This is a genomic window from Paraburkholderia terrae, assembly GCF_002902925.1.
In the GTDB taxonomy this organism is placed as follows: domain Bacteria; phylum Pseudomonadota; class Gammaproteobacteria; order Burkholderiales; family Burkholderiaceae; genus Paraburkholderia; species Paraburkholderia terrae.
Map to the genome: position 1 here is coordinate 325,433 of NZ_CP026113.1, position 18,799 is coordinate 344,231.

Below are 18,799 nucleotides of genomic sequence, written 5' to 3' on the forward strand. Positions count from 1 at the left end.
AGATGACGGGCCTCGCGGACAGCGGCGTTGGGTGCCGCATCCGCACAAGGACCATTTGGCTTACTGCGAGTTCTTCACTGCCGCGACGAGCGCTTTCACGGCATCCGCAGACGACTGATTCGAATTGAAGAAGTGCGTGACGACGTCATACACGGCGTTCTTCGGACCATCGGGCATCGCGTGTCCGTGCGCGAAGCTGCCGACCATCGAGTCCGTCTTGAGCGCTGCGCGCAGGTCGTTCATCGACTTCTTGCCGCATTCGTCGAAGCCGTCCTGCGGCACGTCGAGTCGCGCGGGTATCGAGCCTTTGATCTGGTTGAATTTCGCCTGGACGCCCTTGTCCATGATGGTCGACGCGAACGCGTACTCGCCGGGGAGACTCGCGTCGCCCTTCTTGAAGCCCGCGAACTGGTCGGTGTTGAAGATGAACGCGCCATCCGTTCCGGGGTAGTTGAAGCAGAGATAGTCGACGTTCGCCTGCTTGCCTGCCGATGCAAACTCGCCCTTCGCCCAGTCGCCCATGATCTGCATGGCAGCCTTGCCGTTGATGACCATCGACGTGGCGAGGTTCCAGTCACGGCCGGGGAAGTTCGGATCGACCATGCCGCGCAACGCGCGCATCTGGTCAAAGGCCTTTTCCATCGTCTTCGAGCCGAGCGCGCTCGGGTCCAGCTTGACCAACGCCTGCTGATAGAACTTCGGGCCGCCCGCCGACATCACCGCGCTATCGAAGATCGTCGCTTCCTGCCATGCCTGGCCGCCGTGCGCGAGCGGAATGTAGCCGGCCTTGCGGATCTTGTCGGCATCGGCGACGAGTTCTTCGAAGGTCTTCGGTGGCGTGAGCTTTAGTTGATCGAAGATCTTCTTGTTCGCCCAGATCCAGTTCGTGCGGTGTACATCGACGGGTGCAGCAACCCAGTGACCATCGACTTTCGAAAACTTCTGGATTGGACCGGGCACGAGCTTGTCCCAGCCTTCCTTCGACGCGACCGGATCGAGGTTTTGCAGATAGTCCTCCTGCGCGTATTCGGGGATCGTGAAGCCGAGCATCTGGATCGCATCAGGCGGATTGCCCGACGCGACGCGCGCTTTCAGCACCGTGCGCGCGGCTTCGCCGCCGCCGCCCGCGATCGGGCTGTCTTTCCATGCATAGCCCTTGGTTTTGAGGCCGTCTTTCAGCACGGAAAGGGCTTTGGCTTCGCCGCCAGAAGTCCACCAGTGCATGACTTCCACGGTTTTCGTGTCAGCCGCATAAGCGGACAGCGCGTGGCAGGCAACGAGGCCGACTGCAATTGCAGCAATACGCTTCTTGAACATCTTTGTCTCCTTGATGACGCTCTCTTGGCGGGCTTTCTTGTGGACGCCACCGCGGGCATGCCGTGGCGCGATCTGGATGGCTTCGTGATCAGGCGGCGGGGCGCGGCAGCCACCAGTTCTTGCGCTCTCCGATGTGAAGCTGAATCGTCTTCGTCTCGGTGTAGTCTTCGACGGCCTGCTTGCCGAGTTCGCGTCCCACGCCGCTCGACTTGAAGCCGCCGAACGGCAGTTCCGGATAGCCGTCGAGGAAGGTGTTGACCCACACGGTGCCCGCATCGACGCCGCGCGCAACGCTCAGGCACGTGTTGATGTCGTTGCTCCAGACGGCGGCGGAGAGTCCGTAGGCGGTGTCGTTCGCGATATCGATCGCGTTCTGCGTGTCGGAGAAGGGGATGATCGTGAGCACGGGGCCGAAGATTTCTTCGCGGGCGATGCTCATGTCGGGCGTGACATCGCTGATGACGGTCGGCTCCAGATACAGGCCGTTCGCGTCATAGCGCTTGCCGCCCAGGCGCAGACGCGCGCCTGCGGCAACGCCCTTGTCGATGTTGCCGAGAATCTCGACCAACTGGTTCTCGCTGACGATCGCGCCGATCTTGCACTCGGGATGCAGCGGGTCGCCAACAGGCACTTGCCGTGCGCGTTCGACGACCGCCTGCGCAAAGCGCTCCGCAATCGATTCATGCACGAGCACGCGGCTACCGCTGTTGCAGCATTCGCCTGCGTTGAAGTACACGCCGAACACGACGGCATCGACCATCGCGTCCCAGTCGCAATCGGGGAAGACGATCTGCGGATTCTTGCCGCCGAGTTCGAGCGCGACCTTCTTCAGCTTCTTCGATGCGAGTCCGCCGAGCAAACTGCCGACGCGCGTGGAACCGGTGAACGACAACATATCGATGGCGTCGTGCTTCGCGAGCGGTTGCCCGACGGACGGACCTTTGCCCGTCACCACGTTGACGACGCCTGCCGGCACGCCGGCCTGTTCGAGAATCTCCATCAGCATGACGGTCGTGCTCGACGTCAGCTCGCTCGGCTTGACGACGCAGGTGCAACCCGCCGCGAGAGCGAACGGCAGCTTTTGCGAAAGAATCCACAGCGGGAAATTCCACGGCGTGATGAGTCCGACGACGCCGATCGGCTGACGCAGCACGATGCCGAGCATGTCTTCGCCGAGCGTGTCGTAGGCATCGCCGCTGGTCGTGCGGGCAAGGCTTGCTGCGTATTGCCAGAGATCGATACAGCCGGACACTTCGCCGCGTGCCTGCGCAAGCGGTTTGCCCGTTTCGAGCGATTCGAGCAGCGACATCCTGTCGACGCGAGCCTTGATGCCGTCAGCGATCGCGAGAAGAATCCGTGCGCGTTCCGCGCCCTTGAGCTTCGGCCACGGGCCGTGACGGAAGGCGAGGTCGGCGGCGTTGATGGCTCGCTCGACGTCTGCCGGTGTCGCTTCCGGAAACGAACTGACAACGTGGCCATGCGCAGGGCTGCGGCGCTCGAAGCGCTGTTTGTCCGTGGATTCGGTCCACGCGCCGTCGATGTACATACGGCCGTTGAAGGCTTCGTGCGCGGGCGCCTTATCGCTTGTCAGAAGCGCAGTTGCAGCGGGGATTGCGGTGTCGTACGTCATGTCATTGACCCTCGTATTGCGCCGGGCGCCGTTCGCGGAAACTGGCCATGCCTTCGCGGGCGTCGTGCGTCGATGCGGACAGCGCGCCAGCCATGGCTTCCAGGGTTGCGCCGCTCCCGAATCCCGAGGCGGCGTTGATCAGTTGCTTGGTCAGTTGCACGGAGACGGGTGCGAGCGTCGCGATCTTTTCAGCGATCGCGATAGCGGCCGCAACCGACTCTTTCGGCGCTGAGATTTCATCGATCAGGCCGATGCCGTACGCGCGTTGCGCGTCGATCCGCTTCGCAGTGAGCGCAAGCGATTTCACATGGCTCGGACCAATCAGCGACACCAGCCGTTGCGTGCCGGACCAGCCGGGGCAGGTCGCGATACTCGCTTCGGGCAGTGCGAACGTGGCAGCCGGGTCCGCGACGCGCACATCGGCGACCGCGGCCAGTTCGAGGCCGCCGCCGAATGCGGGGCCGTTGATCGCCGCGACGACGGGCAGACGCAACGCCGCCCAGCGGTCGAAAATGCGATGACCGCGTGAGACCCATACGCGCCACATGTCGAGCGGCGCGAGTGCCGACCACTGGTTGATGTCGGCGCCGACACAGAAGGCGCGTTCACCCGCGCCTGTCAGCACGACGGCGCGCACGCTAGCATCAGATTCAAGCTGTGCCGCTGCGGCTTCGAGTTGATCGAGCATTTCCGGTGTCAGCGCGTTGAGCTTGTCCGGCCGATTGAGCGTGACGATAGCAACGGCGTTCGTCTTCTCGATCTGGATCAGTTGCTGGTCAGCCATGACGCGCCTCCTTCAACTTCAGACCGAATGGCGCATCCGTAAAGATCGACGCATCCATCGTCTTCAGGGCAGGGGAGACGGCCAACTCGATATCGCACTGATCGAGCACATCCTTTTGCAGGTCGATGCCGGGCGCGATCTCGATCACTTCGAGGCCCTTGTCGCCGAGTTGGATCACGCAGCGTTCCGTGACATACAACGCTTGCTGATTACGCTGTCGTCCCACGCGTCCGCTGAAGGTCACGTGGTCCACATCGGCGATGAACTTCTTCTTGCCTTCCTTGACGATCTTCAGACGTCCATCGCCGACTTCGATCTTTGCGCCCGCCGTGAAATAGCCACTGAAGACCACGCGCTTCGCGTGCGTCGTGATGTCGATGAAGCCGCCGCATCCGGCAGTGAGATACGGTTTGCTCGGCAGCTTCGACACGTTCACGTTGCCGAAGCGGTCTACTTGCAGGAACGACAGCAGCGATACATCGAAGCCGCCGCCCTGGAAGTACACGAATTGCGAAGGCGAAGGCATGATGGCGTCGGCATTGCCCGAGCATCCGAAGGCGAAACCGAGCAAGGGCACGCCGCCGACAGCGCCTTGTTCGATGACCCACGTGACGTCGTCGCGGTAGCCTTCTTCGAGCAGAACGCGCGGCACGTTGGCGGAGATGCCGAAGCCCAGATTCACCGCGTCGTTCTGCGCGAGTTCCAGTGCCGCACGCCGTGCGATGACCTTGTCCGCGTGCCATTCGGCGAACGCGAATGCGCTTTCGGGCAGTTTGATTTCACCGCTGATTTCTGGGTCGTATTCGATCTGCGTCGTCTGCTTCTGCTCGGCGTCAACGACCACGTAATCGACGAGATTGCACGGAATGTGTACCTGCTGCGTATGCAGCGACCCGGCCTTCACGACACGCTTCACTTGCGCGATGACGATGCCGCCGTTATTGCGTACGGCCAGCGCCTGATCGCGTCCGCCCAGTAGCGCGCCTTCATGTTCGAACGATAGATTGCCGCGTTCATCGGCTGTCGTTGCACGCACGATTGCGACGCGCGGCACAAAGTTTTTGTAGTGCAGCCACTCGTCGCCCGCGAACGTGACCTTTTCGACGATAGGATGTTCGGCGGCCTGCGCGTTCATCGCGCCGCCCTGGCGGTCGGGATCGACATACGTATCGAGGCCGACCTTGGTCAGCACGCCGGGACGTTTCGCCGCGACCTCGCGATGCATGTCGAACAGCACGCCGCTCGGCAGGTTGTACGCGCGGATGTCGTTATCGGTGATGAGATGCCAGATGTCGGGCATCGGCAGGTTTGACGGACCGCTCGGAAACGACCCGGCGATGACCGTATGAATCAGCCCTTTCTTCGCGATGTGATCGATGCCCTTGATGCCGTACATATCGCCAGCGGCGATCGGGTGCAGCATCGTCAGGTTGCGCGGATGATCTTCCGCCTCGAAGCGGGCGCCGATAGCGGCGAGCATTGCATCGGGACAACCCAGACCGCTCGACGAACTGACGGTGACGACATCGTCATCATTGATCAGGCTCGCCGCGTGGGCCAATGAAACAACCTTGCTGGAACGCACAGTCAATCTCCTCGAACTTTTATTCAGCGAAACGGGATGGCACCGTCACGTGGCCGCCTGCTTCGGCGGACTTCACGAGCGACAGCGCAGCGACGAGCGAGCGATAACCATCGACACCCGTCGCGGCAGGCTGCTGCTCTTGCGTAATCGAGCGATGGAATTGCGCGACGGCCGTGCAATACAGGTCGCGATGTTCGACTTCGATGTCTCGCGTTCCTTCTGCCGAGCGCAGCGTGATCTCGCCGACCGGGCGCTGCGTCATCACGTCCTTCGCGAAGAGCGAACCCGCCGTCCCGTGAATCTCGAGCCCCGTGGGCGCGTACGGCACGGTGAACGCATCGTGGAGTTGCGCGAGCACGCCGTTTTTGAAGCGCACGATCGCCATCACGCCGTCCGCGAGTCCCGTCGTCGACATCGTTCCCGACGACGTCATGGCGCTGACTTCGACGGGTTCGTCGTCGAGCAGGAAACGCAGCGTGTCGATGTCGTGAACGGAGATGTCGAGAATCACGCCGCCGCCCGCATCGGGCCGCTCGATACGCCAGCCGCGCAGATGCGGCGGCAGCGACACCGCATGGAAGACGCGTACGAAGAGGGGCGTACCGACCGCGCCGGCGCGAATGAGTTCGCGCATCTTCCGGTGCGTCGCCGCGCAACGCAGGTGATGGTTCGTGCCGAGCATCACGCCGTGTGAGGCGCACGCTTCGATCATTTGCGCCGCTTCGTCTTCTGCCAGCGCGAGGGGCTTTTCGCACAGCACGTGCTTGCCGGCTTTTGCCGCCGCGAGCACTTGCGGCAGGTGTTTCTCGTTGGTGCTGCTGATGTAGACAGCCGTGATAGACGGGTCGGCGAGTACGGCATCGAGGTCTGCCGAGTGTGAAGGGATGGCGTGCTTTTCAGCAAACTCGCGTGCGCGCTCCGCGCTGCCGCTCACTACGGTGGCGATCTCACCGTCCGGCTGCGAGCGGATTGCGTTGACCATCCATTCGTTGGCGATGGTGCTGGCGCCGATCAGCGCCCAGCGGATTCTTTCTGTCATGTCTCTCTCCATTGGAACGTTCCAATTAGCGTTCGTTGGATCGTTCCAACAAACTGTAGTAGACTGATTTCACGATGTCAAACACTTTTTGGAACGTTCCAATTGTGCAAAGCAACATGAAATCTGGACCGACCATTCAGGACATTGCCGCTGCGGCTGGCGTATCGAAATCGACGGTGTCGCTCGTCTTGCAGGAAAGTCCGCGTATCAAGGCCGAAACGGCCGACAAGGTCCGCGAGGCGGCTCGCGCGCTCGGCTACGTCTACAACCGCGGGGCGGCCATCCTGCGCGGAAGGCGCAGCACGACGATCGGCATGGTGATCAACGACCTGACCAATCCGTTTTTCGTCGAATTGCTGGTGGCGATCGAGCGGGTGCTGGCTCAAGCCGGATATACGACGCTGATGGCCCACACTGCCGAAAGTCTCGAAACGCAGACGAGGGTTCTGCGATCCATGCGCGAGCAGAATGTCGCTGGCCTGATCATGTCTCCCGCACTTGGGACGCCGGATGCGTTGGCCGCCGAAATTCAGTCGTGGGGAATTCCACTTGTGCTCGTCATGCGTCCGATGGGGCCCGACGTCGATACCATCGGCGTCGACAACAGCTACGGATTTGCGTTAGCTACCGAGCATCTGATCGGGCAGGGACATACGCGCATCGCTTTCGCTGGCAACCGGAAGGGCTATGCAGTCGCCAATCAACGCAGGCAGGGCTATTTGTCGGCGATGGCGGAGCACTCACTGCCTGTTGAAGACGACTGGATCATCGATGTCCCTTTGACGCCGGAGGGTGGGCGCAATGCGGTCCGCGCGATCTTCGACATGAAGCCGCGGCCCACGGCGGTGGTTTGCTACAACGATCAGGTGGCAATCGGCGTGCTGCACGAACTCGACAGAATGGGCAAGCGCGCGGGCAAGGCTCTGGCGGTCGTGGGTTGTGACAATGTCGTCGCGGCCGAGCACACCAATCCGCCTTTGACGACGCTGTTCGCCGGCGCGGATAAGCTCGGCACCATTGCTAGCGAGACACTGCTGGCACGACTGAGCGAAAGCTCTGAAGACGAAAAGCCGCCAGTGCAATACTTTGCAGTGCCTGAACTCGTTGTCAGGGAATCGAGTATCGGTGCGGGGGCATCTCGCGCCGGTGCGGCGTAACAGCGGTCCGCGAATCATCGCCGCACTTTCCTGTATTGCCGATATTACAGCGCGGCTTGCGGTGGATTCCGGAAGCTGATTGCCATCCGGTTATACGCGTTCATCAAACCTATCGCGATCGTCAGATCCACGATTTCTCGCTCGTCGAATACCTTGCGCGCGGCCTGGTATGCATCATCGGGAACGCCTGTGTCCGCCACGCGCGTCACGGTTTCTGCCCACGCCAGGGCCGCACGCTCCCGCTCATCGAATAGCGTGCCGGCTTCCGCCCATGCCTGCACCAGTGCGAGCTTCTCGACCTTCTGGCCTCTTTTGAGCAGATCGCGCGTGTGCATATCCAGGCAATACGCGCAGTTATTGATTTGAGAAACTCGCAGGTAGACGAGATCGACCAGTATTGGCGAGAGGGCGCTTTGCGTGACGTATCCATACACGCCTCCAAGGGCCTTGATTCCTGCGGGTGCGATCTGGGTGTAGTCGAGACGTTTCATCTCACTTTCCATGTTTAACGGGTGTGGTCAAGGTGTGATCGTCACTATCGACGATGAACACGGCGAGCAGCTTTGCCGGCTGTGTCTTGCTGCCATTGCGGCTGATGCGATGACGAGCGCCGGGCAGTTCATAGAAGCTCTCGCCTGCGCGATAAACGCGTGCAGGCGTATCGTTCACTTGCGACTCGATCGCGCCCGAGACGACGTAGCCGTAGATAAACGCCGATGGGGCGTGTACGTGCGGCGGAGAAGCGCCCCCCGGCGCATAGTCGACGACGACAGCGACGAGCGACTTGCCGGGGACGTTCGGTATGGCCCGGCTGAAATTCGGCGTGACTGTTTCCCCAGTGTCTTGAGCGGAAGCCGGCAAGCAGGAAGCGATAGTAATAGCGGCGCAGGCTGTGCCAATGAAGGATCGTATACTCATAAATATTTCGGATCACTGATTTGTAAACTAGAAATGGATCATCATTCAGACAGGTTCGGTCTCGCGATTGATCGTCGCACGTTCCTGTGTGGACGGTCTCTGCATGCAACGATGCGCGGCTTCCGCAAGCAGGAACGCGATCGCAATCAACGCAGCCGCCACGAGGCTGAGGTACTGCCCGCCGATCGACTGCAGCACGGCGCCGCCAAGCACGCCGGAGCAGGCGAGCCCGATGTAGGTCGCAGTATTGTTGAGGGCCAGCAGCAGCGGCGCCACGCCCGGCTTGAGATGCACCAGCCGATGTTGTTGCGGGACGATTAGCCCCCATCCGCATATGCCCCAGATCGCGAGCGCCACAGCGGCGCTGAATGCATGTGCGGATGTCCACGGCAACGCGCAAAAATTGATGATGGCAACCCAAAGCATCGCGTTGATAATGTTGCGGCTCTCGAACCGGTCGACGAGACGACCGGCCAGCAGGTTCCCTGCCGTCGCCGCCACGCCCCACAGCAAGAACATCCCGGCAAGAATCCGTTCGTTGCCGTGCGTGACACGCTGCAGCACCACGCCCGCATACGTGTAGACCATCAGGAACCCGCCGAAGGCGAACAACGAAGTGAGCAGGGTGAGCGCGATCCGCACATCGCGGACGGGTGCAAGACGTTCTCGCAACCTGACGGGGGCAGGGCGGGGAACGGATGGCAGCATCGTCCAGACGCCGATCATCGCCACCATCCCGAGCAGCGTGACGAACCAGAGCGTCGTTCTCCAACTGCCGTATCCACCGATAAACGTGCCGATCGGCGAGCCGAGTGCTGTCGCCCCGGTCAAACCCGCCGTTACGGCAGCTAACGCACGGCCGCGTTTCTCGGGCGGTGCAAGCGCGGACGCAACGCCCAAGGCAGTCGGCGAGAACAGAGCGGCACCGAACCCCGACAGCGCGCGGCTGAACAAAACCCAATGCAAGTCCACGGCCACGGCGCTGAGCATGTTGCCGGCGACGAAAATGCCGAGTGCGGAAACCAGCAAGAGCTTGCGCGGCCAGCCGCCCGCCAGAGCCGCCATGACGGGAGCAGCCACCGCGTAGGTCAATGCGTAAAAGGTGACCATCAGCCCCGCGAGGCTGACGGATGTGTGCAGCGACGCAGCGACGCCGGGAAGAATGCCGGCGACGACGAAGTTGTCGGTGCCCATGGCGAACATGCCCAGGGCCAGTATCAGTAGTCGACGATCCATACGAAGGTTCTTGCGATAAGCGGTTTGAGGTTCAGCCCGAAGTTGCGCGTCGCGATCTGAACGGCGCTCAATCGCGGCATCGGCCCGGCCGTTTTTTGCGCCGCAACGGGTATGGGTAGAGAATAATCGCCGTTGACCGTGTCTCAAATGTCATATATACAAGCGATTCAGGACATGACGCGGGCAAGCTATGCACACGATCGGCTTCGTTGTATTCCCGAATTTCTATCTGATGGGCTTCGCGGCAGTGACCGCGTTCGAGCTGGCGAACGTCGTCCTCGGAGAGCCGTCATACGAAGTGACGCTCCTGTCTGAAGAGGGCGGACTCGTCGTGTCCTCGGCAGGTATTCGTGTCGAAACGCAGCCCTTCAGCGACGCCGCCTTCGACACCGTCATGTTTGGCTCTGGTGTCGAGATTGACATAGTCTCCGCCGAATTGACTGCGTTCGTCAGGCGCGCCTTGAAAACGTCGAGACGCATCGCGGCACCCTGCACAGGCGCGTTTATCCTGGCCGGGGCCGGGGTGCTCGATGGCCGTCGAGCGACGACACATTGGCGCTTCGCACACGATCTGCAGCGCCGCTTTCCCTCCATTGCCGTCGAAGAAGATCAGATCTTCATCGTCGACGGACCGATCTGGACGTCGGCGGGCATGACAGCCACGATCGACATGGCACTCGCGATGATCGAGAAGGATCATGGCCAGGACGTGTCACGCGCCGTCGCCCGCAAGCTCGTGGTCTATCATCGCCGCGCGGGCGGGCAATCGCAGTTCTCCACGTTGCTCGACCTCGAGCCCAAATCCGACCGGATACAGAAGGCGATCGACCATGCGAACGCCAATCTGCGCAATGTGTTGACCGTCGAGGAATTAGCCGATGTCGCGGGCCTGAGTCCGCGTCAGTTCAGCAGGGCATTCACTGCTGAAACGGGGCAATCCCCTGCCAAGGCGGTCGAACATTTGCGTGTGGAAGCCGCGAGGCTATTGTTGGAAAAGGGGCGTTTATCTCTGGATGTGATCGCGGACGAAGTCGGCTTCTCGGATCGCGAGCGGATGAGGCGGGCGTTCCTGCGGACTCTCGGGCAACCGCCGCAGGCGGTCCGTCGCTTCAGCAGGGAAAGCCGTGGGCCGACTGGAAACGCACCACATTGAATCGCGCACCGGCCCGCGCGCGATACGCGCTAGTCCCAGCACCGCGAAAAACCGACCATGTCTTGATGGGTATCCAAAACCGCTCGCGCTATATGCAGGGTTACTCGACTTAGTCGAATGTTCCTGTACGCACCTCGCCATTGCGCAAATAGCGGGTAATCAACACACCGCCAGGCGTGCTGATCGAGTGCGCCAGAGTGAAGGCAGACGCTAGTGCGTTGTCGCCGAACAGGCGCTTGCCGCGCCCAAGCATGATGGGGTATATCACAAGCCGAAGCTCATCCACCAGGCCGACAGCAAGCAGTTGGCGCAGCATGTCGCCGCTGCCGAACGTCAACAGATTGGCGCCGTCCTGACGTTTAAGTGCGCGTATCGCGTCGGCAAGGTCGCCCTTCAGCGTATGACTGTTCTGCCAGTCGAGCGCGCCGGACTGATGCGTGGCGACATGTTTGGGTACGCTGTTGAACAGGTCGGCGATGGCGCGGCTGTGAGAATCGGCTGGTACATGTGGCCAGTACGACGCGAATATGTCGTAGGTGCGACGGCCCAGTAGCAACTCGAACGGCTGCGAGAGCAGATCCTGCAAGTTCTGGCCAATGGCTTCGTCGGCATAGGGAACTATCCAGCCGCCGAGGCGGAAATCGCCGCTGCGATCTTCGTCCGGCCCGCCAGGCGCTTGCACTACGCCATCCAGACTGATGAAAACGGAAACAACGAGCTTTCGCATGATGTTCTCCAGGTCGATCTGTATATACGACGAACGAATCGCATGTCGATCGACAACCACTCAAAACGATTTCCAAAGAAAGCTCTCTTGCATCAGCAATAAGAGGTAGCGCCGCTTCGACATAATCAATCGCCAGACCATTCACACGCATCCGTGCAACACGGCAAATAAACAACACCTCTTTGGCAGTTCGCTTTGCTGCAACGAATTGACGGGCTATGCTCCTGTTCACGAAATTGATCCAGCTGGCTCACTAATTACTGTGGATCGCTGATGAAAAAGATCGTTATCTCCAGTGCCATTGGCGCACTTTTCGCTGCCGCGACTCCGCTGGCTTTCGCACAAAGCTCGGTCACGCTATACGGCATCGTCGATGAAGCCATCCGCTATCAGACGAACGCAGGCCCGGGCGGCGACGACCAGGTCGCCATGACCTCGGGTCCGGAAACCCACAGCCGGTGGGGCTTGAAGGGCAGCGAGGATCTTGGAGGCGGATGGTCCGCAGTCTTCCACCTCGAAAACGGCTTCGAAGCCTTCAATGGGACACTACACGTTCCCGGCACATTGTTCAGTCGACAGGCTTACGTGGGCCTGTCGAACGAGCAGTGGGGCGCACTCACTTTTGGCAGGCAATACGCGCCCGCTTATGACACCCTGGGCGATATCTTCGACCCGTTGACCGTCGGCAACTATTGGCAAAACAGTTGGCCCTATAACGGCATCGGCAATTACCTGGAAATCAACAACGCGGTCAAGTACAAAGGCACGTTCTATAACCTGGCCATCGATGCGCTTTATGGTTTCGGCAATCAGCCAGGCGCGCTCGGTCTCGGCGCCATCTACGCCGTGGAACTGACGTACACATATGGACCAGCCATGCTCAACGCAGGCTTCCAGCAGGTTTCGGTACCAACCTCTGCGACGGGTTCCGCGGTCGGCACCAGTGTCGGCAGTGCAATCAATGGTGGCAAGACGAACTTCCTGCATATCAGCGGCGCGTGGCAGGTCACGCACGATGTCCGTCTGCTGGCCGGCTGGCTTCACGGCCAGGACCAGACGGGTTTGACCGACGTCAACATGCAGCAAGCTGGCTCGCCGACCTTGAAGGGTGCCAGCCCCAACCGCATCGACGATACCTTTTACGTCGGCGCGAACTGGAAAGCCACTGCGCCACTGCTGTTCACGTTCGCCTACTACTACGGACACGCGCGCAATGCTGAACGGCTCGACGGTTCGCTCGGTACGGGGGTGAACCAGTCGGCTACGATTCTCGCCGAATACTCTTTTTCGAGGCAGTCGGAAATCTACGCGATCACGGACTGGGCGCGCGGCACGGGCGCCTTCGCCGCCGACTATCCGGGCGGAGTCAATTCCGCCGGTGTGCCGACCAATACCATTGGCCGAACCAACCAGTTGGGCGTGGCAGTCGGTCTTCGCAAGATGTTCTAAGGACGGGCATTCGGCCTGCGCTTGTCGGCGGGATCGCGTTTGAAGCCGGTCAGCATCGAGCCGATCAGATTGTCGCGTGTCCAGATGCTCATGATGATGGCCGCGAAGATGTGTACGCACACGCAGACTTGCAGCGCGATCGAGAGAACCGTGTGAAGGTCATGCGGCCAGTCTTCGCCCCAGAACGCGTCGAGGCGCATCAGCCAGCCGCTTAGCGCCAGTGCCAGAATCAGCAGCCAGAGTGCGATTGCCATCAGGCCGCCGAGCGGATTGTGCGACAGATGATGCAGCGGCTTGCCGGCGGCCAACGAGTACACGTAGTCTTTCAGATGCGCAGGCGTCGGCCACCAGGCGGAGAATCGTGCGTAGGGCGTGCCGATAAACCCCCACACGAAGCGACAGGCAACCAGACCGGCAGCGATATAACCAAGTACTCGATGCGCCTGGTCAGTCGGCCCGAACAGGTTCCACACGACGATGCCGGCGACGGTCCAGTGTGTGAACCGCACGCCTATGTCCCAGGTTTTGACGGGCATCGCGCGCGCCGGGCGTCAGTCGATCTCGGACTTCACGACGGCAAGCGTCTTGGTGTCGTAGTAGATCTCGACCTTCTTGCCCTCTTTGTTGTGGCCGTAAATTTCGTAGCAGTTGCCGTCGACCTTGAACTTCTTGATCTTGTAGCCTTGCGCTTCGAGCTGCGCGCGTGCATCTGATTCCTTCATCCACTCGCTCTTCGGATACACCGGGCAATCGGCTTTAGCGAACGCCGTGCCGGAAAGGCCCATTGCCACGCATAACGCCAGGAACTTGAACATCCGCCACCTCATGTGCTGGTTTGTCGAGCGGTTACTCTACGTCCACCCAGACTGGTTCGCAAGCTTATTGTAGGGTTTGAGCGAATGCTGCCGGTATCACCCGCGTTCGAACTTTCAGATTCCCTCGACGCGCCCCGCTGCAAGTACGGGCCCGGTGGGTTGCCCGGTTGGCGATCCCCCTTGCGGTTCAAGGGACACCGCAAGCGTGGTCTGTGCGCCGAGTTGCTGAAGCTGCGCCTGCGCAACGTGTACGATCGTCGGGCGCAGCGGATCGATGACGCCTAGGGAGACAGGTTTCAAGCCGGGCTGAATCATCCACATCTGCGTGGAATGGTTGGCGGCAATCGCGAAGTCGCGAGGCGGAACGACAACGATCTGTGCGTGTTGCGCATCCACCGTTGCCGTCCAGGCTGCGCCCGCACCTTGCCGTTCGAGCGTCGCAACCAGATATTGCGAACCTGCGGGCGGGGCCTCGGCTTCGTGCAACACGGTGCGTGTCAGGACAACTGCGAGCGCGCAAGCTGCGACCACGGACGTCAATCCCGTCCAGCGCCAGAACGACAGACTGTTCCATAGACGCGCGCGGCGCCCCGTCTGTGTCCAGCCCAACTGCGCTTGCAAACGGTCCCATACGTGTGAAGGCGGCATTACCTCCGCCACGTCTTCGTTCAAAGGCATCAGGCGCGCTTGCCAACGCGCGAGCGATTCGGCCATGCCCGCTTCCTGCTGCATCGCGAGCTCGATTTCGCGGCGCTCCTCGTCGCTGAGCACGCCTAGCACGTACTCCGCGCAGCGAAGGTCTTTTTCGTCGGAAGAGGCGGGCGTATTCATCGTTCAAGACACGTCTTCAGCTGCATCAGACTGCGGCGGATCCAGCTTTTCATGGTGCCCAGCGGAACACTCATTCGCGCGGCCAGTTCGGCGTACGACGAACCCGTGAAAAATGCCTCCCTGATCGCGTTTCTCTGGATGTCAGGGAGAGCTTGCAGGCACAACTCGAGCCGCTGGCGTTCCTGACTGAGTTGAGCAAGGGCGGCGGGAGTGGGTGATTCGTCGACGATCTCTTCGACAGTAGTTTCGTCGAGCGACACCGTGCGGCGGCGCCTGATGCGATCGATTGCGCGATTGCGCGCGATCGTCCCGAGCCACGTGAGAGCGCTGGATAACTGTGGATTGAACGTGGCCGCCTGGTTCCAGGCCGTGACGTACACGTCCTGAAGCGTGTCCTCGGCTTCGGACCGGTCACGCAGCACCTTGATGCAAATGGCGAATATCTTTGGCGATGTACGACGATAGAGCGTTTCAAACGCAGCACGGTCACGCAACGCAACAGCCGATAGCATGCGATCCAGATCGTCGCGCCCGGCGGTGTCCGAAGACGTGGGCGTACGCGTCGCGTCACGCATTTCCTTCGGTTGCCTTGATGACATGTTCCACCCGGGCTGGCTGTACACGGTACGCCTTCGTGCATGTAGTGTATCAGCGCGATGCGCATCCAGTAGCCCGACGCCGGGTAATGGTCGCGAGGGCATCGGATCTCCTGGACGGTCGTACACGCGGATTCAATTCCCTTTTTACGTTGTTCGACGTGTCGCGGATGCAAAGCGGGAAGGCATTACCGGAAAAGCGCCGTCTGGTTGCACCGACGCATGGCGCTTCAGTCAGTCAACCCGCGTGCATCCAGCACCTTCGCACCGAAGCGCCAAACGTTACCGTGCCGTAGCGCGTGTTGGACAGGCCGCCGACGAAGCAATATCCTGACGACGGCCGAAGTGACTGACCCGTCAGCGTTCGACGGCTTCGACACAGCGGGTAACTTCAGGCACCGGCAGGCTCGTGCAAGTGCGGATAATCCGTGTACCCGCGCGCGTCCCCACCGAAGAACGTCGTCCGGTTCGCTTCATTCATTGTTGAATTAGCCGTCAACCGTGCAACGAAATCGGGATTCGCCAACACCATCTGGCCGTATGACTCCAGATCGGCCAGCCCTGAAGCCCGATCGCTCCCGACCCGTTCAAGCGGACGGCCGGGCCGGTTCACGATGAGAGCCCGCGTCCATAACTTGCGGATGTCGGAGAGCAACACCTCGTTGCCCTGATGCATGATGTGAACGTAAGCCAACCCCAGCTTGTCGAGTTCGGCAACCAGGAAGCGGTACAGATCCGGGCCCTCGGCGCCTTCGTCGATGCCCCACATCGTCGTTCCGGGCGACAGTCGGATGGCCGTGCGCTCCGCGCCGATTTCACTGGCGATCGCCGTGGCGACTTCGATCGCAAAGCGGGCGCGATTTTCAATCGAGCCGCCGTAGTCGTCGGTACGCATATTTGCACTCGGCGCGAAGAACTGCTGAACCAGATAAGCGTTCGCGCCATGGATTTCGACGCCATCGGCGCCGGCCTCGATCGCACGGCGCGCGGCGTGACGGAAATCCTGGACGGTCTGACGGATTTCGTTCGTGCTCAGCGCGCGCGGTACGGGTATCTCCTGCATGCCCGTGGGCGTGAACATACCCGTGCCCGGCGAGATCGCGGAAGGCGCGACGCCCTGACGATGATGCGGCGTATTGTCGGGATGCGACATGCGCCCGGCATGCATGAGCTGGATGAAGAGATGTCCGCCTTTTGCATGGACGGCCGACGTCACCTTTTTCCAGCCAGCGACATGTGCATCCGTATAGATGCCGGGCGTAGTCAGGTACCCCTGTCCATCGTCCGAAGGCTGGGTGCCCTCGGTGACGATCAGCCCGATGTCTGCGCGCTGGGCGTAATACTCGGCGGCCAGTTCGCCCGGCGTTCCGTCGAACTGCGCGCGCGAACGTGTCATCGGCGCCATGACCAGGCGGTTGCGCAGCACGTGTCGACCGACGCGGACGGAATCGAACAATGAGTTCATCACGTAATCCTTGATTGTCTTGAATGAAAGACGGCTGACTGCAGGTCACTTACGCGCGACTTGCATGTCCGTTCGAACGAGGAGCGCTGCCGGCGCAGCCATGAACCGGGCAATGCACTCGTCATGAGTAGAGATCATCGCCCGCTTCATCCTCGGGATAAATATGGTAATTTGCAGAACATTGATCCATTGATGGAGCAGTGGAAGTGGAGCTACTCAATGACATGGCGCTGTTCGTCGAGGTCGTCAAAGCCAAAGGCTTTCGTCACGCGGCGCAGGTGCTGGATATGCCGAACTCGACGTTGTCCAGGCGCATCGCGACGCTGGAAAAGGCGATCGGATTGCGTCTTCTGCACCGGACCACACGCAGGATCGAGCTGACGGAAGCCGGGCAGCTCTATTTCGAGCGCTGCAAACGTATCGTCGACGAAGCACGCCTCGCACACGAGCAACTCGGCGACATGCTTGCGAACCCCAGCGGCGTGCTTCGCGCGTCGTTGCCAGTCGACTTCGCCGTGACGTACCTCGCGCCATTGATCGCCGAATTCGCCCGGCTCTACCCCGGCATCACCTTCGACTTCGACTTGACGCCACGGCAAGTCGATCTGGTCAGCGAACCCTTCGACGTAGCGATTCGCATGGGCGAGCCTGCGGATTCGCGGCTCATCGCGCGGCCGTTGGCGTCGCTTCGGCCCAGGCTATACGCATCGACGGGTTATCTCAAACAGGCTGGCGAGCCGCGCAAGCCCGTCGATCTGGAGCGACACGAGTGCCTTGGCATCCTGAGAGCAGGGGCATGGACATTGAACAACGGAAGACGGAGCGTCACGGTGCCTGTGGGAGGGCGATGTACGCTCAACAGCGTCGGCATGATCCGGCGGCTGGCGACGCTCGATATGGGCATCGTGCTGCTACCCGAAGAAATCGTCGCAGATGAACTGGCCGGCGGGAAGCTGCGCCACATCATGCCCGAATGGGAAGGCACCGCCACGCCAGTCTATGCAATCACGGAAACCCGTCTGTTGCCCGCGAAAACACAGCACTTCATCGGATTTCTTCGGGAGCGGTTGGGTCGGTAAGCCGGGTGATCGAAGACTCGTTCGAAAGGTGCCGGCTTTTAAGCGAACTTCAGCCACGACGCGCCAGGTGAATACCGGCGAGCATGCAACGCACGGAGCCACCCGCCAGTTCGATAGTCGGCACCTCGAGCGGCAACAGCTGTGCGGACCGCTCGATCAGCCTGCGCTGCCGCTGTGTGAGACAGCCGAGCGCACGCCGCGAGAGCGCGAGCACGCGGCCGTCGCGGCCCGTCAGTTCCAGCGCGTTGCCAGCGAAATGACCAAGCTGCTCATTGTCGAGCGCGATCACCGTGCGTCCCGTTTCCGCGAGCCGCCGATGAATGTGCTCGCGCCGGGTTGTATCGCGGATCACGTCGAAGCCAACGAGCGCGAAGTCCGTCGCGACGCTCATCATCACGTTCGTGTGATAGACCGGTTGCCCATGGGAATCGGCCGTATCGAAGCACATCGGCTCGAAGTTGAAATGCGTGCAGAAGCGTTCGAGCGCGACGGGGTCCGCGCGCCGTGAACGCGCCGTGTACGCGATGCGCGTCACGTGATCGAGCACCATCGCGCCCGTGCCTTCCAGAAAAATATCGTCGTGTTCGAGGCCCGAATAGTCGACCACGTCCTGCACCCGATACTCCGCCTTGAGCATCTCGATCACATCCGCGCGTCGCTCGCGTCGGCGGTTGCGGCTGTACATCGGATATAGCGCTACATGGCCGCCCGGATGCGTCGAAAACCAGTTGTTGGGGAAGACGGAGTCGGGCGTGCTGTTGTCCCCAGGATCATCGAACAGATGCACGCGGACGCCCGCGTCGGACAGGCGTTGCGCGGCAGCCGTCACTTCGTCGCGCGCCGCGTCGGCCAGAGCGTGCGCATCGGTATCGTCATGCCCGGCGGGCGCGCGTTGAAAGGCGTTGTCGCCAGCGGTTTCGGGATTGGGTGTGAAGCGATGCGGCCGTACCATTACGACGGCCGACGGGGCCTGTATCGACAAGCGGTTCATGTATGCACGCAGAAGACAGTTGAGCAA

General features: G+C 61.2%; 19 protein-coding genes. 4 read left to right on the top strand and 15 right to left on the bottom strand.

Annotation, left to right across the window (positions count from 1 at the left end; genetic code table 11):
- Window positions 1-60: 60 nt before the first annotated feature.
- The 5 genes from C2L65_RS31205 to C2L65_RS31225 form a co-directional block, all read right to left on the bottom strand.
- Complete coding sequence (locus C2L65_RS31205) at window positions 61-1,317, bottom strand: ABC transporter substrate-binding protein (protein ID WP_042306708.1); 1,257 nt, start codon at window positions 1,315-1,317, stop codon at window positions 61-63.
- Between the two features lie 88 nt (window positions 1,318-1,405).
- Complete coding sequence (locus C2L65_RS31210; RefSeq protein ID WP_042306710.1) at window positions 1,406-2,947, bottom strand: aldehyde dehydrogenase family protein; 1,542 nt, start codon at window positions 2,945-2,947, stop codon at window positions 1,406-1,408.
- A gap of 1 nt (window position 2,948) precedes the next feature.
- On the bottom strand, window positions 2,949-3,731 hold the full coding sequence (locus C2L65_RS31215; protein WP_042306712.1) for an enoyl-CoA hydratase/isomerase family protein: 783 nt from the start codon (window positions 3,729-3,731) through the stop codon (window positions 2,949-2,951).
- Window positions 3,724-5,316, bottom strand: a complete 1,593-nt coding sequence (locus C2L65_RS31220; protein ID WP_042306715.1) for an acyl CoA:acetate/3-ketoacid CoA transferase — start codon at window positions 5,314-5,316, stop codon at window positions 3,724-3,726. The genes C2L65_RS31215 and C2L65_RS31220 overlap by 8 nt, the downstream gene beginning before the upstream one ends.
- Window positions 5,317-5,335: 19 nt before the next feature.
- Window positions 5,336-6,355: a Gfo/Idh/MocA family protein gene (locus tag C2L65_RS31225; protein ID WP_042306716.1), complete on the bottom strand. Its 1,020-nt coding sequence runs from the start codon at window positions 6,353-6,355 to the stop codon at window positions 5,336-5,338.
- Window positions 6,356-6,471: 116 nt separating this feature from the next.
- Between C2L65_RS31225 and C2L65_RS31230 the strand changes: the two genes are divergently transcribed.
- Window positions 6,472-7,512, top strand: coding sequence for a LacI family DNA-binding transcriptional regulator (locus tag C2L65_RS31230; protein ID WP_042306794.1), 1,041 nt, complete (start codon window positions 6,472-6,474; stop codon window positions 7,510-7,512).
- Window positions 7,513-7,556: 44 nt separating this feature from the next.
- On the opposite strand, the gene C2L65_RS31235 is transcribed toward C2L65_RS31230, so the two are convergent.
- The 3 genes from C2L65_RS31235 to C2L65_RS31245 are packed head-to-tail and all read right to left on the bottom strand — an operon-like array spanning window position 7,557 to window position 9,666.
- Window positions 7,557-8,003 carry a carboxymuconolactone decarboxylase family protein gene (locus C2L65_RS31235; RefSeq protein ID WP_042306719.1) on the bottom strand — a complete coding sequence of 149 codons (447 nt, stop codon included), beginning with the start codon at window positions 8,001-8,003 and terminating at the stop codon, window positions 7,557-7,559.
- 1 nt (window position 8,004) lies between these two features.
- Complete coding sequence (locus C2L65_RS31240; RefSeq protein ID WP_042306720.1) at window positions 8,005-8,430, bottom strand: cupin domain-containing protein; 426 nt, start codon at window positions 8,428-8,430, stop codon at window positions 8,005-8,007.
- 45 nt (window positions 8,431-8,475) lie between these two features.
- The gene (locus C2L65_RS31245; RefSeq protein WP_042306722.1) at window positions 8,476-9,666 is read right to left on the bottom strand and encodes an MFS transporter; all 1,191 of its coding nucleotides are present in this window, start codon (window positions 9,664-9,666) and stop codon (window positions 8,476-8,478) included.
- Between the two features lie 190 nt (window positions 9,667-9,856).
- Here C2L65_RS31245 and C2L65_RS31250 point away from each other — a divergent pair, with 190 nt between their 5' ends.
- A complete protein-coding gene (locus C2L65_RS31250) occupies window positions 9,857-10,819 on the top strand; it encodes a GlxA family transcriptional regulator (protein WP_042306724.1) in 963 nt (320 codons plus the stop codon).
- 109 nt (window positions 10,820-10,928) lie between these two features.
- Here the strand turns inward: C2L65_RS31250 and C2L65_RS31255 are convergent, their stop codons facing one another.
- A complete protein-coding gene (locus tag C2L65_RS31255; protein ID WP_042306796.1) occupies window positions 10,929-11,546 on the bottom strand; it encodes a dihydrofolate reductase family protein in 618 nt (205 codons plus the stop codon).
- A gap of 273 nt (window positions 11,547-11,819) precedes the next feature.
- On the opposite strand from C2L65_RS31255, the gene C2L65_RS31260 reads away from it, so the two are divergent.
- The gene (locus tag C2L65_RS31260) at window positions 11,820-12,995 is read left to right on the top strand and encodes a porin (protein WP_042306727.1); all 1,176 of its coding nucleotides are present in this window, start codon (window positions 11,820-11,822) and stop codon (window positions 12,993-12,995) included.
- Here the strand turns inward: C2L65_RS31260 and C2L65_RS31265 are convergent.
- The 5 genes from C2L65_RS31265 to C2L65_RS31285 form a co-directional block, all read right to left on the bottom strand.
- Complete coding sequence (locus C2L65_RS31265; RefSeq protein ID WP_042306728.1) at window positions 12,992-13,531, bottom strand: cytochrome b/b6 domain-containing protein; 540 nt, start codon at window positions 13,529-13,531, stop codon at window positions 12,992-12,994. The genes C2L65_RS31260 and C2L65_RS31265 overlap by 4 nt on opposite strands.
- 15 nt (window positions 13,532-13,546) lie before the next feature.
- Entirely contained in the window at window positions 13,547-13,810 is a 264-nt protein-coding gene (locus tag C2L65_RS31270; protein ID WP_042306730.1) for a PepSY domain-containing protein, read from the bottom strand.
- 114 nt (window positions 13,811-13,924) lie between these two features.
- Window positions 13,925-14,641, bottom strand: a complete 717-nt coding sequence (locus C2L65_RS31275) for an anti-sigma factor (protein WP_042306732.1) — start codon at window positions 14,639-14,641, stop codon at window positions 13,925-13,927.
- Complete coding sequence (locus tag C2L65_RS31280; RefSeq protein WP_233446684.1) at window positions 14,638-15,366, bottom strand: sigma-70 family RNA polymerase sigma factor; 729 nt, start codon at window positions 15,364-15,366, stop codon at window positions 14,638-14,640. The genes C2L65_RS31275 and C2L65_RS31280 overlap by 4 nt, the downstream gene beginning before the upstream one ends.
- 262 nt (window positions 15,367-15,628) lie before the next feature.
- The gene (locus tag C2L65_RS31285; protein ID WP_042306736.1) at window positions 15,629-16,702 is read right to left on the bottom strand and encodes an alkene reductase; all 1,074 of its coding nucleotides are present in this window, start codon (window positions 16,700-16,702) and stop codon (window positions 15,629-15,631) included.
- 206 nt (window positions 16,703-16,908) lie between these two features.
- On the opposite strand from C2L65_RS31285, the gene C2L65_RS31290 reads away from it, so the two are divergent.
- The gene (locus C2L65_RS31290; RefSeq protein WP_081920865.1) at window positions 16,909-17,781 is read left to right on the top strand and encodes a LysR family transcriptional regulator; all 873 of its coding nucleotides are present in this window, start codon (window positions 16,909-16,911) and stop codon (window positions 17,779-17,781) included.
- Window positions 17,782-17,830: 49 nt separating this feature from the next.
- Here C2L65_RS31290 and ctlX read toward each other — a convergent pair whose 3' ends face one another.
- Window positions 17,831-18,772: a citrulline utilization hydrolase CtlX gene (gene ctlX, locus C2L65_RS31295; RefSeq protein WP_042306740.1), complete on the bottom strand. Its 942-nt coding sequence runs from the start codon at window positions 18,770-18,772 to the stop codon at window positions 17,831-17,833.
- Window positions 18,773-18,799: the final 27 nt, after the last annotated feature.

Coding starts and splice junctions, on each gene's coding strand:
- C2L65_RS31205 (WP_042306708.1), bottom strand. CDS start 1,317: ATGTTCAAGAAGCGTATTGCTGCAATTGCAGTCGGCCTCGTTGCCTGC.
- C2L65_RS31210 (WP_042306710.1), bottom strand. CDS start 2,947: ATGACGTACGACACCGCAATCCCCGCTGCAACTGCGCTTCTGACAAGC.
- C2L65_RS31215 (WP_042306712.1), bottom strand. CDS start 3,731: ATGGCTGACCAGCAACTGATCCAGATCGAGAAGACGAACGCCGTTGCT.
- C2L65_RS31225 (WP_042306716.1), bottom strand. CDS start 6,355: ATGACAGAAAGAATCCGCTGGGCGCTGATCGGCGCCAGCACCATCGCC.
- C2L65_RS31230 (WP_042306794.1), top strand. CDS start 6,472: ATGAAATCTGGACCGACCATTCAGGACATTGCCGCTGCGGCTGGCGTA.
- C2L65_RS31235 (WP_042306719.1), bottom strand. CDS start 8,003: ATGAAACGTCTCGACTACACCCAGATCGCACCCGCAGGAATCAAGGCC.
- C2L65_RS31240 (WP_042306720.1), bottom strand. CDS start 8,430: ATGAGTATACGATCCTTCATTGGCACAGCCTGCGCCGCTATTACTATC.
- C2L65_RS31245 (WP_042306722.1), bottom strand. CDS start 9,666: ATGGATCGTCGACTACTGATACTGGCCCTGGGCATGTTCGCCATGGGC.
- C2L65_RS31250 (WP_042306724.1), top strand. CDS start 9,857: ATGCACACGATCGGCTTCGTTGTATTCCCGAATTTCTATCTGATGGGC.
- C2L65_RS31255 (WP_042306796.1), bottom strand. CDS start 11,546: ATGCGAAAGCTCGTTGTTTCCGTTTTCATCAGTCTGGATGGCGTAGTG.
- C2L65_RS31260 (WP_042306727.1), top strand. CDS start 11,820: ATGAAAAAGATCGTTATCTCCAGTGCCATTGGCGCACTTTTCGCTGCC.
- C2L65_RS31265 (WP_042306728.1), bottom strand. CDS start 13,531: ATGCCCGTCAAAACCTGGGACATAGGCGTGCGGTTCACACACTGGACC.
- C2L65_RS31270 (WP_042306730.1), bottom strand. CDS start 13,810: ATGTTCAAGTTCCTGGCGTTATGCGTGGCAATGGGCCTTTCCGGCACG.
- C2L65_RS31275 (WP_042306732.1), bottom strand. CDS start 14,641: ATGAATACGCCCGCCTCTTCCGACGAAAAAGACCTTCGCTGCGCGGAG.
- C2L65_RS31285 (WP_042306736.1), bottom strand. CDS start 16,702: ATGAACTCATTGTTCGATTCCGTCCGCGTCGGTCGACACGTGCTGCGC.
- ctlX (WP_042306740.1), bottom strand. CDS start 18,772: ATGAACCGCTTGTCGATACAGGCCCCGTCGGCCGTCGTAATGGTACGG.